Origin of the sequence: Streptomyces actuosus, from assembly GCF_016921115.1 — a bacterium.
Taxonomy (GTDB): domain Bacteria; phylum Actinomycetota; class Actinomycetes; order Streptomycetales; family Streptomycetaceae; genus Streptomyces; species Streptomyces actuosus_A.
This window is the reverse complement of record NZ_JAFFZS010000012.1, coordinates 191,293-203,510: the sequence shown is the minus strand read 5'-3', so window position 1 is coordinate 203,510 and position 12,218 is coordinate 191,293. Positions and strand designations below refer to the sequence as shown.

The following is a 12,218-nucleotide window of genomic DNA, read 5'->3' as shown; positions in this document are numbered from 1 at the left end:
TTCATAGTGTTTCGGTGGTCATAGCGTGAGGGAAACGCCCGGTTACATTCCGAACCCGGAAGCTAAGCCTTACAGCGCCGATGGTACTGCAGGGGGGACCCTGTGGGAGAGTAGGACGCCGCCGAACGAATATTGAGAAAACCCCGCACCGGTTCGGTGCGGGGTTTTCTGCGTTCATGGTGCCCCCGTGCCGGTCCGGGCCTGCCGGGGGAATCCGGATCAGTCTTGACCCCCCGGTCGGCTCGGAGTCGGCTCACAGGCGTCCGCCTGCCTTGAGGGCCAGGTACGTGTCGGCGAGTGCCGGCGCGAGGTCGTCCGGAGTCGCGTCGACGACCGTGACACCGTGCCGGCGCAGCTGCTCGGCGATCCGGTGGCGTTCCGCCTGGGACTGGGCTGCCGCTGCCGCCTCGTACACCGCGTCCGTCGTACCGCGCGCCCCGGCCATGGCCGCGACGTGGGGGTCGGCCACAGAGGCCACCAGGACCGAATGGCGCTGGGTCAGGCGAGGCAGGACGGGAAGCAGGCCCTCCTCGACCGGGGCGGCGTCGAGGGTCGTGAAGAGCACGATCAGTGAACGGCGGGGCGCTGTGCGCAGGGCCGTCGCCGACAGGCCGCGGGCGTCCGTCTCCACCAGCTCGGGCTCGATCGTGGCCATCGCGTCCACCAGCGACGGCAGGACGTCGCCCGCGGAGCGGCCCTGGACCAGGGCGCGAACGCGGCGGTCGTAGGCGAGCAGGTCGACCCGGTCGCCCGCTCGGGCGGCCAGGGCGGCCAGGAGAAGAGCCGCGTCCATGGCGGCGTCGAGGCGTGGGGCGTCGCCCACACGGCCCGCGGACGTGCGGCCGGTGTCCAGGACCAGCAGGATGTGGCGGTCCCGTTCCGGGCGCCAGGTGCGGACGGCGACCGCGTTCTGGCGAGCCGTGGCACGCCAGTCGATGGATCGGGTGTCGTCGCCCGGGACATAGGCGCGCAGGCTGTCGAACTCCGTGCCCTCACCGCGCTGGAGGGCGCTGGTGCGGCCGTCGAGCTCCCGGAGGCGGGCCAGCTTCGACGGCAGGTGCCGGCGGCTCGTGAACGGTGGCAGGACACGCACCCTCCAGGGGACCTCGTGCGTGCCCTGGCGGGAGAACAGGCCCAGAGGTCCGTATGAGCGGATCGTGACCCGGTCGGCCCTGCGATCGCCCCGTCGGGTGGGCCGCAGCCGCGTGGTGAGGCGTCGCCGTTCGCCCGCAGGGACGGTGATGCGGTGGCGGGATGCCGCGATCTCCGTGCCGGGCAGCCAGCTGCTGGGGGGCCACGCGTCTCGCAGATGCGCGCGGAGCGGGCGGCGGGAGGGGTTGGCCACGGTGAGGGTGACGTCGGCCGTCTCGCCCAGGCGGACCGACATGTCGCCGGAGCGGGTCAGGCCCAGGCGCCGTACCGGCGCCGCCAGGGCGAAGTCGCAGGCGCACGCCACCGCCAGGGGGGCGTTCACGGCGAGGACGCCGGCCCAGCCGGGTCCCCAGATCCCCACGGGGACCGAGCCCAGTGCCGCAAGGAGCGCGGCGCGTCCGGTGAATGCCATCAGCGGGGGACGGGGACGTGGGCGAGGATCGCGGTGATCACGGAGTCGGCCGTGACGCCCTCCATCTCGGCCTCCGGGCGCAACTGCACACGGTGACGCAGGGTGGGCAGGGCGAGCGCCTTGACGTCGTCGGGGATCACGTAGTCGCGGCCCGTCAGCCATGCCCAGGCGCGTGAGGTGGCGAGCAGGGCGGTGGCACCGCGGGGGGACACCCCGAGCGTGAGGGACGGGGACTCGCGGGTCGCACGGCAGATGTCCACCACGTAGGCGGTGATCTCCGGGGAGACCACGGTCCCGGCGACCGCGGCGCGGGCCGCCCGGAGGTCGGCGGTGCCGGCCACCGGGCGGACTCCCGCGGCGTGCAGGTCGCGCGGGTTGAAGCCGGAGGCGTGCCGGGTGAGGACGTCGATCTCGTCCTGGCGGGAGGGCAGCGGGATCGTCAGCTTCAGCAGGAAACGGTCCAGCTGGGCCTCCGGCAGGGGGTAGGTGCCCTCGTACTCCACCGGGTTCTGCGTGGCGGCGACCAGGAAGGGATCCGGGAGGGGACGGGGCGTGCCGTCGACCGTGACCTGGCGCTCCTCCATGGCTTCGAGGAGGGACGACTGGGTCTTCGGCGGCGTGCGGTTGATCTCGTCCGCGAGGAGGAGGTGGGTGAAGACCGGGCCCGGCTGGAACGAGAACTCCGCGGTGCGGGCGTCGTAGACCAGCGAGCCGGTCACGTCACTGGGCATCAGATCGGGCGTGAACTGAACGCGCTTGGTGTCGAGTTCGAGGGCGGAGGCGAGCGCGCGGACGAGCAACGTCTTGGCCACGCCGGGGACTCCTTCGAGGAGGACGTGTCCGCGGCAGAGCAGAGCGACGACGAGGCCGGTGACAGCGGGGTCCTGACCGACCACGGCCTTGGCGATCTCGGCGCGCAGGGATTCGAGGGCGGCCCGGGGATTGCCCGGATGCCCGGTCTGCTCGGCGATGTCAGTGGTCGGGTCCGTCATGGACGGCGTACCTCACTTTCGAGGGCGTCGAGTCGGTCGGCGAGGGAGACGAGCGCCGCGTCGTCGCGCGGCGGCGGGCCGAAGAGGAGGGTGTGCAGATCCTGTCCGCCGCCGTGCAGGTGGGCGGAGAGAGCGGGGAGCAGGGCCTCGGGCGCGTGGGCCTGGGAGACGGGGACGCCCACGAGCGGGGCCAGGCGGGTGCGTGTCGTGGAACGGAGCGCGGCGGCGGCCCGGTCGCGGGCATCCGCCTTCCGGTAGAGACGGGCGCGGCCTTCGACCGTCTCGGAGGCGCGGACAGCGACGGGAAGGTTCTCGGGCACGAGGCGTCCGAGCCGGCGGGCGCGCCAGAGGGCGGCCAGGGCTGCCGCGACGAAGAGCTGCAGGGTGCCCCACAGCCAGCCCGAGGGGAGCAGGTCCAGGAAATCCGTCTCGTCGTCCGTCTCGGTGGCGGTGGTGTCGGACAAGGAGGGGAGGTACCAGACCAGATGGGGGCGGGACCCGAGGAGCTGAAGGGCGAGCGAGGCGTTGCCCTGCTGGTCGAGGCGCTTGTTGAAGAGGATGTCGGGCGCGCCGAGGACGATCGTGTCGCCGTCCCCGGGAGCCGGGACGCGCAGCAGGGTGGCCAGGCGCCGGCTGGGGTAGCACTCGTCGGCGTCCAGACGGGTGGTGGTGTAGCGGATGCCGCCGGTGTCGGCGGTGCCGGCGCGGCGGGCGGCAGGCAGGTCGCAGTCGGGGGCCAGCGTCGAGCGGGCGCTGGTGGCCGGGTCGGCGGTGACCTGGGGGACGAGGTTCTCCACGGACGTGCCGCCGGGCGCGACGAGGACGGTGCGGCCGCCGGAGTCGGCGGTCGCCGCGCGGAGTCGGTTCTGCTGAAAGGGCGTCAGCAGGTCGGGGACGGCGACCAGGAGGGTGGTGTCCGGGCCGGCCGCGGAGCGTGCCTCGTCGAGGGTGGTCACCACGCGCGTGCCGACGCCGCGTTCGGCGAGGAGTGAGGCGACGGCCCGGCTGCCCGAGGGGTCGGTGGAGCGCGGGTCGAGGCTGCCGTGCCGGTCGCCGGAGCGGACGACGGCGATGGTGACGGCCGCGGCCAGGAGCAGCACCAGCGCCAGGAGAAGGCCGCGGGAGCGGGTGAACACCTGGAGCGAGGTGGGCGAGGCCGAGGTGGCCGGGCGGGATGCCTCGGTCGTCATCCGGCGGCTCCCGGGTGGCCGGTGCCGGCCGAGCCGGTCGTGGTGCCGGCCAGCACGGGTTTGCTGCCTTCGAGGTCGCGGTCGAGTGCGACGAGGTGCCGGTACGCCTGCTCGGTCGCCCGGCGTCCGCCGTACGTGACGTCGTCGAACGTCCGCGCCGCGGAGCGCAGCCCGTCCGTGTGGGCGGGCAGGACGCGGCCCGCTTCGGCGGCTGCCTCGTCGGCGGTGCGGCCCGGGCGCACGTCGAGCAGGGCACGTTCCTCCAGGGAGCGGACGATCGCGCGCGTGCGTTCCTGGACGGCCTGGTTCCAGTGCGCCTGGGCGGCGTGCGCCTCGGCGGCGGCGCGGTGTTCGGCGGCGCTGCGCGGACGGTCGTCGAAGAGATGCGCGGAGGAGGCCGGCCCGCGTCGCGGCGTGCCCAGGCGCCACCACAGCGCGGCCAGGACCGCCAGGACGGCGACGACGATGACGACGAGGCCGACGGTGCCGCCCGGGGCCGCGGTGGACGCGGCCCCGAAGAGGCGGTCGAGCCACTCCCACAGCCTGTTCAGGGCGCGTTCGAACAGGCTGGGGTCGTTCTGGTGGTACGCGCTCTTGGACAGTTCGCGCCGGGCCGCCTCGCGTCCGGAGCCGCGGTCGATCGTGACCGGTGGTGCGTCGCCGGAGCGCGCCGACGACAGCAGCGAGGTGTCGCCGGCACGCAGCACGGCCGGTACGGCTGTGTCGGCGGCGCGTTCCAGGGCCGCCCGTACCGCCGCTGTGAGAACTCCCCCCGTCGGACTCACCGCATCAGCTTCCGGGAGTGCCGGTGACGCCGTGCCCGGGAAGGCCGGCGGCGCGGGCCAGTTCGAGGTCCAGGGCTTCGCGGCGGATGCGCTGGTCGATGTAGAGGAGCACTGTCACGCCCGCACTGATCGGGAACGTGATCATGGAGCCGATGACCGATCCGATGCCACTGACGATCAGGAACGTCCAGCCGAGGCCGCCGGCACCGTCGACGAAGCCGGAGATGCCGTCGTCGCTGAACGCGGCGCCCAGCAGGGAGAAGGGGACGACGACGATCGCCGCGACGATGTTCGCGATGATCATGGCGAGCAGCTGGATGCCGAAGACGCGCCACCAGGAGCCGCGGACCAGCTTCGCGGAGCGGCCCAGCGCCTTGCGGATGCTCTGCTTCTCCAGCATCAGCGCGGGCGAGGCCAGGGAGAAGCGGACCATCAGCCACAGGACGACGGCGGCGGCGGTGACACCACCCAGGGCGGCGAGCGCGGCACCGGCCTCCGCGTCCCCGGTGGCGGCGATGACGAAGCCGGGGCCCATACCCACCGCGCCGATGCCCGCGGCCATGAGCAGCAGCAGGAAGATCAGCCCGAAGAGCCTCGGCAGTTGCGGTCGCGCGTCCTGCCAGGCCTCCCGGGCGGTGACGGACCGGCCCAGGACGGCACGGCTGGTGACCGTGGTCAGCAGCGCGGTCGCCACGATCGTGCCGACCAGCGAGACGAGGAAGACGACGCCGGAGTCGATCATGGCGCTGCCCATGGCGCGGGTGAGCTCGTCGACGGTGGCGTCGGGGTCGTTGAGGGCGTCGCTGCTCACCGTGTCGTTCAGGACCAGGCCCCGGAGCAGGACCACGGCGACCTCGGTGACCACCGCGACGGTCAGCGAGATGCCCAGGACCGTGCGCCAGTGGGTGCGCATGGTGGACACCGCCCCGTCGAGGATCTCGCCCACGCCGAGAGGGCGCAGCGGGATCACACCGGGCTTGACCGCGGGCGGCGGGCCGCCCCAGCCCGCGCCCCATCCGCGGTGACCGGCGGGACCGGGGCCGCCGGCGGGCGCGGGCGCACCCCACCCGGGGCCGGGCGGCGGGGGCGGCGGGGGCGGCGGTACCTGGCCCGGCTGTTGCGAGGGGGCCGGCGCGGACCACTGGCCGGCCGGCGGCTGTACCGGGGACCACCGGGCGTCGGCGCCGGGCGAACTCTGCTCCGGCCCGTCGGCCGGTCCCGCGGGGCCGGCAGGCGGCTGCGCACCGGTCTCCTGCCCTTCGGACGGGGCGGATCCGGGCGAGGCCCAGCCCGGAGTGTCTTTCATCGTCGCTCCTTCACGGTGCCCGTCCGCGGTCGCGGCGGCAGGTTGGCAGCCATCGTGCCATGGGGAGGTCATCGGGGTCCCGGTCGAGGTCGGGCCTGCACACCTTCAATTGTCGGCCGGATAACGGGCAGACTGAGCGCATGGCTGATCAGTACGCGCAATCCGGCGAGGACAAGCAGGCCACCGGCACACCAGTGATCCGATGGGAGGAGCCACCCGAGGGGCCCGTCGTGGTCCTGCTCGACCAGACGAGGCTGCCGGCCGAGGAGGTCGAGCTGGTCTGTACGGACCCTCCGGCACTGGTGGAGGCGATCGGTTCGCTCGCCGTGCGCGGGGCGCCCCTGCTGGGCATCACGGGCGCCTACGGTGTCGCGCTGGCCGCCGCGCGCGGGTTCGACGTGGCCGACGCGGCGAACGCGCTGGCCGGTGCCCGGCCCACCGCGGTGAATCTGTCCGTCGGCGTACTCAGGGCCCAGGAGGCGCACCGGGCCGCCCTCGCCCGCGGCGGCACCTCGGGGCAGGCCGCTCAGGCGGCGCTCGCCGCGGCACGGACGTTGCACCGCGAGGACGCCGAGGCCAGCGCCCGGATGGCCGGACACGGCCTGGCGCTGCTCGACGAGCTGCTGCCCGGCGGCGGGCACCGCATCCTCACGCACTGCAACACCGGGGCGCTGGTGTCCGGCGGTGAGGGGACCGCGTTCGCGGTCGCGCTGGCCGCGCACCGGGCGGGCCGGCTGCGGCGGCTGTGGGTGGACGAGACCCGGCCGCTGCTGCAGGGCGCCCGCCTGACGGGCTGGGAGGCAGCCCGGCACGGCATGCCGTACACGCTGCTCGCCGACAACGCGGCCGGCTCGCTGTTCGCGGCGGGCGAGGTGGACGCGGTACTGGTCGGAGCGGACCGCATCGCGGCCGACGGGTCGGTGGCGAACAAGGTGGGCAGCTACCCGCTGGCGGTGCTCGCCCGCTACCACCACGTGCCGTTCATCGTGGTGGCGCCCGCGACCACGATGGACCCGGACACCCCGGACGGTGCGTCCATCGAGGTCGAGCAGCGGCCGGGGTACGAGGTGACCGAGATCAGCACGCCGCAGGCGCCGGCGCTCGGTGCCGGGGGCGGTGTTCCGGTGGCGCCGCTGGGGGCCCAGGCCTACAACCCGGCGTTCGACGTGACGCCGCCGGAGCTGGTGACGGCGATCGTCACGGAGGGTGGCGCGGCATCGCCGGTGACCGCCGGTTCCCTGGCCGAGCTGTGCGCCGGGACGCGGCGGGAGCCCCTCGGACAGGGCCCCGCCAGCGGCGGCGGAGGCGAGGGCAGACAGTGACCGGTGCGTACGACTATCGTCACGGGCCAGTGACCTCCCTCACCAGCGCCCCGGTCACTGTTACGAGAATGGGATGATGTCGTTTATGAAGGGACGAGTCCTTGTCGTCGACGACGACACCGCACTGGCCGAGATGCTCGGCATTGTGCTGCGTGGTGAAGGTTTTGAGCCGTCTTTCGTAGCCGACGGCGACAAGGCGCTGGCTGCATTCCGTGAGACCAAGCCCGACCTGGTGCTGCTCGATCTGATGCTGCCGGGCCGGGACGGGATCGAGGTGTGCCGCCTGATCAGGGCGGAGTCCGGAGTGCCGATCGTGATGCTCACGGCCAAGAGCGACACCGTCGACGTGGTCGTGGGCCTGGAGTCCGGTGCCGACGACTACATCGTCAAGCCGTTCAAGCCGAAGGAGCTCGTCGCCCGGATCAGGGCGCGGCTCAGGAGGTCGGAGGAGCCCGCCCCGGAGCAGCTCGCCATCGGTGACCTCGTCATCGACGTGGCCGGGCACTCCGTGAAGCGGGACGGGCAGTCCATCGCGCTGACGCCGTTGGAGTTCGATCTGCTGGTGGCGCTGGCCCGCAAGCCGTGGCAGGTGTTCACCCGCGAGGTGCTCCTGGAGCAGGTGTGGGGCTACCGGCACGCGGCCGACACGCGCCTGGTCAACGTGCACGTCCAGCGGCTGCGCTCCAAGGTCGAGAAGGACCCGGAGCGACCGGAGATCGTGGTGACCGTCCGCGGCGTCGGTTACAAGGCCGGGCCGAGCTGACATGTCCAGGGACAGTGCCGCTGCGGCGCCCCGCCCCTCCGGCGCCGGTGCCGGGCGGCCTGTCGGCTCCAAGGCGCCGGGCTCACGCCGAGCACGCTTCCTGGAGGGCGGACTGCTCCAGGGCGGCGTCCAGGGCAGCCCGGTCATCCGCCTGTTCATGCGGTGGGTGCGCCGCCCGCTGCTGCCCGTCATACGCCTGTGGCGGCGCAACATCCAGCTCCGGGTCGTCGCCACGACCCTGGTGATGTCGCTCGGTGTCGTGCTGCTGCTGGGCTTCGTCGTGATCGGGCAGGTGCGCAACGGCCTGCTGGACGCCAAGGTCAAGGCGTCGCAGAGCCAGGCCACGGGCGGTTTCGCGGTGGCCAAGCAGAAGGCCGACGAGGCGGCGTCCGGAGCCGACGACGCTTCCGGGGTGGACGGCAGTCCCGCGCCGAACGTCATCGAGTGGATGAGCAACCTGGTCTCGTCGCTGTCCAGCGGCGGTCAGGGCGCGTTCGACGTGGTGACCCTGCCCGTGGGCGGCGACGGCGCCGGCGGGCGCGGTCCGCGCGCCTCCGGGTTCGTCGACCCCTCCGTCAGCGTGCCCGAGGCCCTGCGGCAACGCATCGACTCCAGCACCGCCGCGGCGCAGAGCTACACCCGGATCGTCTACTACGACGGCAAGCAGTCGCAGCCCGGACTGGTCATCGGCAAGCAGGTCAACGACCCCAACGGCAACCCCTACCAGCTGTACTACCTCTTCCCGCTCACGCAGGAGGAGAAGTCGCTGAGCCTGGTCAAGGGCACCCTGGCCACCGCGGGGCTCTTCGTCGTCGTACTGCTCGGAGCCATCGCGTGGCTGGTGGTGCGGCAGGTCGTGACGCCCGTGCGGATGGCCGCCGGGATCGCGGAGCGGCTTTCGGCCGGGCGGCTCCAGGAGCGGATGAAGGTCACCGGCGAGGACGACATCGCCCGGCTCGGCGAGGCCTTCAACAAGATGGCGCAGAACCTTCAGCTGAAGATCAACCAGCTGGAGGACCTGTCGCGGATGCAGCGGCGGTTCGTGTCCGACGTGTCGCACGAGCTGCGGACACCGCTGACGACCGTGCGGATGGCGGCCGACGTCATCCACGAGGCACGCGAGGACTTCGACCCCGTGACGGCCCGGTCGGCCGAACTGCTCGCCGATCAGCTGGACCGGTTCGAGTCGCTGCTCGCGGATCTGCTGGAGATCAGCCGGTTCGACGCGGGCGCGGCGGCGCTGGAGGCCGAGCCGATCGACCTCAGGGAGGTCGTGCGCAGCGTCGTCAGCGGCGCCGCGCCCCTGGCCGACCGCAAGGGGACCCGGATACGCGTGGTCGGGGACCAGCAGCCCGTGGTCGCCGAGGCCGACGCCCGCCGCGTGGAACGTGTCCTGCGCAACCTCGTGGTCAACGCCGTGGAACACGGCGAGGGCAGGGACGTCGTCGTCAAGCTCGCCGCAGCGGGCGGGGCGGTCGCCGTCGCGGTGCGCGACTACGGGGTCGGGCTCAAGCCCGGCGAGGCGACCCGGGTCTTCAGCCGCTTCTGGCGGGCCGACCCGGCACGCGCGCGTACCACGGGCGGGACGGGACTCGGGCTGTCCATCGCCCTGGAGGACGCGCGGCTGCACGGCGGCTGGCTGCAGGCCTGGGGCGAACCGGGCGGCGGTTCGCAGTTCCGTCTGACGCTGCCCAGGACCGCCGACGAGCCGTTGCGGGGCTCTCCGATACCCCTGGAGCCGAAGGACTCGCGCCGCAACCGCGGACTGAACGACGCCGGCATGCCCCGCGGCGGCGAGAAGGCGGCCACCGTGCCCGCCCAGCCGGGCGGGGACCAGGCGCAGCCGCTGGGGCCCCACGCCTCGATGCCGCCCCTGGTGACCGGAACGACGCCGACCGCCGATCCGACGGCGCTGCCCGGGAACGGCGCCCGCGTGGTGCCGCGGCCGGGCGGTGGGCCGCTGCGTCCGGAGACGGTGCCGGGCGGCGCGACCAGGCCGACCGGGACATCGGCCTCCGCCGGTGCGGCGGCACCGGGTGGATCGGCGACGGCGCGCTCCGGCCCCTCCGGCCGTCCCGGGCGACCCGGCCGTTCCGAGCCGCGCGAGCACCCCGGGCACGCGGACCGCCCCGAGCCGGCGGACCGCGGCGCCGGGCACGCCGGTTCCATCGGCTCCGCGCACCTCGACGGTGCCGGGGACGCCGGGCCCGGCGACCGGTCCGCCCCGGCCGGGCACGCTGCTCGGCCCGACGATTCCCAGCGGCACCCGAAGACCCAGCAGCCCGCAGAGTCCGTGCAGTCCGTCCGGCCGGCCCGGTCCGGGGCGGCCGATCAGCAAGGGGAGGCCTTCCGTGGGCGCTGACCTCACCGGGAGCGCCCGGCGCACGGCGGTGCGTACGGCGGCGTACGCCGCCTGCGGTGCGGTTCTGCTGGCCGGCTGCGCGACGATGCCCGACAGCGGTGACCTGCGCGGTGTGGAGTCGACGCCGCGGCAGGACTCGCAGGTGCGGGTCTTCGCGATGCCACCCAGGGAAGGTGCGCTGCCCTCGGAGATCGTGCAGGGCTTCCTGGAGGCGCTGACCAGCGACGATCCGACGTTCGCGACGGCGCGGAAGTACCTGACGCCGGAGGCGTCGAAGAACTGGCACCCGTTCCGGTCCACCACCGTGCTCGCGGACGGGCCCGGAGCCGAGGCCGATCGATCCGGAGGCCGGGAGTACGGCGACGACTTCCTGTTCACGCTGATCGGCACGAGGGTCGCCACGGTGGACGAGCAGCAGTCGTACACGCCCTCTCCGGGGACGTACCGGCAGCCGGTGCACCTCACCCGGGACGGGAAGACGGGCCAGTGGCGCATCGACGGGCCGCCGCCGGGTGTCGTCATGGGCAAGTCCGACTTCCAGCGCAACTACATGTCCGTCAACAAGTACTACTTCGCGTCGAGCACGGAGGAGCCCTCCGGGGAGCCGGTGACGGTCGCCGATCCCGTGTACGTGCGCGAGCGCGTCGAGCCCATGACACAGGTCGTGCGGTCGGTGCTCGCCGGGCCCACCCGGTGGCTGCGGCCCGTGGCCAGGTCGAGCTTCCCCACCGGTACGGCGCTGGCCAAGGGCGTCACGGCGCTGACGCCGGACGACCAGAACCGGCTGACCGTGCCGCTCAACGACAAGGCCGCGCGGGTCGGCCGGGGCAAGTGCGACGAGATGGCGGCCCAGTTGCTGTTCACACTGCAGAACCTCACGCCCGTGGTGGACGAGGTCGAGCTGCGGTCGGGCGGACAGCACCTGTGCTCGCTCGGCAAGGACCGGGCCGACACGGTCGCCGCGCGCGGTTCGCAGAGCCACCCCGAATATCTCTACTTCGTCAACGGCGACCACCGGCTGGTCCGGCTGGCCAACGGCGCCACCAGGCCCGACCCCGTTCCCGGCCCGCTGGGCGAGGGCGCGGTCGGCCTGAGCGCGGTGGCGGTGTCGCACGACGAGCACGTGGCGGCCGGGGTCAGCGCCGACGGCCGGCAGTTGTACGTCGCGTCGATGGTGTCGGCCAGCTCCCTCGGCGGCAGCCTGCTGACCAGCAGCGGCGCGAAGCAGCAGGACCGGCTGTCGACGCCCAGCTGGGATCCGCACGGAGACCTGTGGGTGGCCGACCGCGACCCCGCCCACGGTGGGTTGTTCCTGCTGGTGAACGGCGCGGGCCAGCCGATGGACGTGGCGATCCCCGGCCTCGACGGCACCATCCGGGACGTGCGGGTGGCCGCTGACGGCGTGCGGATCGCGCTGGTCGTCGAGAAGGACGGCAAGCAGTCGCTCGTCATCGGCCGGATCGAGCGGGAGGACGGCGACGGCGGCGGGAAGCCGCAGGTCTCCGTGCTCGAACTGCGCCCCGCGGCACCCGAGCTGGAGGAGGTCACGACCATGTCGTGGGCCGGTGACAGCCGGCTCGTGGTGGTCGGACGCGAGACGGAGGGCGTGCAGCAGATGCGCTACGTGCAGGTCGACGGCTCCACACCGGAGGGTCCGGCGCCGGCCGCACTGACCGGGGTGAAGGAGATCGCCGCCTCCGAGGACGACCGGGTTTCGCTGGTGGCCCACTCGGTGGACGGCATTGTGCGCCTGCCTTCCACGGGGCAGTGGGAGAAGGTCGTGAAACTGGGGTCGGCGCCCGTTTATCCGGGGTGAGTCCCCTCTAGGCGGCTGTTCGGATGCTGCTTCCCGCCCTGCCGCCGTGGCGCTTTCCCGCCGTGCCGCGGCGGCAGAGGCCTCGGACCCGTTTTCCGGCCCTTCAGCGGTCTTCCGA

General features: G+C 73.4%; 9 protein-coding genes and 1 rRNA gene. 5 read left to right on the top strand and 5 right to left on the bottom strand.

Translation table 11 applies throughout. The features are described from left to right. Positions 1-10: 10 nt before the first annotated feature. Positions 11-127, top strand: a 5S ribosomal RNA gene (gene rrf / locus JS756_RS17845). A 126-nt stretch (positions 128-253) separates the two neighbouring features. On the opposite strand, the gene JS756_RS17840 is transcribed toward rrf, so the two are convergent. From JS756_RS17840 to JS756_RS17820, 5 genes are read right to left on the bottom strand one after another with little or no spacing between them, the layout of a single operon-like run. Continuing rightward, positions 254-1,564, bottom strand: coding sequence for a DUF58 domain-containing protein (locus tag JS756_RS17840; protein ID WP_205384092.1), 1,311 nt, complete (start codon positions 1,562-1,564; stop codon positions 254-256). Continuing rightward, complete coding sequence (locus tag JS756_RS17835; protein ID WP_205384091.1) at positions 1,564-2,556, bottom strand: AAA family ATPase; 993 nt, start codon at positions 2,554-2,556, stop codon at positions 1,564-1,566. The genes JS756_RS17840 and JS756_RS17835 overlap by 1 nt, the downstream gene beginning before the upstream one ends. Beyond that, positions 2,553-3,746 (bottom strand): DUF4350 domain-containing protein, encoded by a 1,194-nt coding sequence (locus JS756_RS17830; RefSeq protein ID WP_205384090.1) that lies wholly within the window; start codon positions 3,744-3,746, stop codon positions 2,553-2,555. Before JS756_RS17830 ends, JS756_RS17835 begins: the two co-directional genes overlap by 4 nt. Further along, positions 3,743-4,531, bottom strand: coding sequence for a DUF4129 domain-containing protein (locus JS756_RS17825; RefSeq protein WP_205384089.1), 789 nt, complete (start codon positions 4,529-4,531; stop codon positions 3,743-3,745). Before JS756_RS17825 ends, JS756_RS17830 begins: the two co-directional genes overlap by 4 nt. Before the next feature lie 4 nt (positions 4,532-4,535). Next, positions 4,536-5,837, bottom strand: coding sequence for a glycerophosphoryl diester phosphodiesterase membrane domain-containing protein (locus JS756_RS17820; RefSeq protein WP_205384088.1), 1,302 nt, complete (start codon positions 5,835-5,837; stop codon positions 4,536-4,538). A gap of 140 nt (positions 5,838-5,977) precedes the next feature. Here JS756_RS17820 and mtnA point away from each other — a divergent pair, with 140 nt between their 5' ends. The 4 genes from mtnA to JS756_RS17800 all read left to right on the top strand — a co-directional run bounded on the left by mtnA (position 5,978) and on the right by JS756_RS17800 (position 12,100). Continuing rightward, entirely contained in the window at positions 5,978-7,159 is a 1,182-nt protein-coding gene (gene mtnA / locus JS756_RS17815; RefSeq protein ID WP_205384087.1) for an S-methyl-5-thioribose-1-phosphate isomerase, read from the top strand. 73 nt (positions 7,160-7,232) lie between these two features. After that, entirely contained in the window at positions 7,233-7,922 is a 690-nt protein-coding gene (gene mtrA / locus JS756_RS17810) for a two-component system response regulator MtrA (protein WP_015659998.1), read from the top strand. 1 nt (position 7,923) lies between these two features. Next, a complete protein-coding gene (gene mtrB / locus JS756_RS17805) occupies positions 7,924-10,284 on the top strand; it encodes an MtrAB system histidine kinase MtrB (RefSeq protein ID WP_240203917.1) in 2,361 nt (786 codons plus the stop codon). After that, a complete protein-coding gene (locus JS756_RS17800) occupies positions 10,274-12,100 on the top strand; it encodes an LpqB family beta-propeller domain-containing protein (RefSeq protein WP_205384086.1) in 1,827 nt (608 codons plus the stop codon). Before mtrB ends, JS756_RS17800 begins: the two co-directional genes overlap by 11 nt. Positions 12,101-12,218 lie beyond the last annotated feature (118 nt).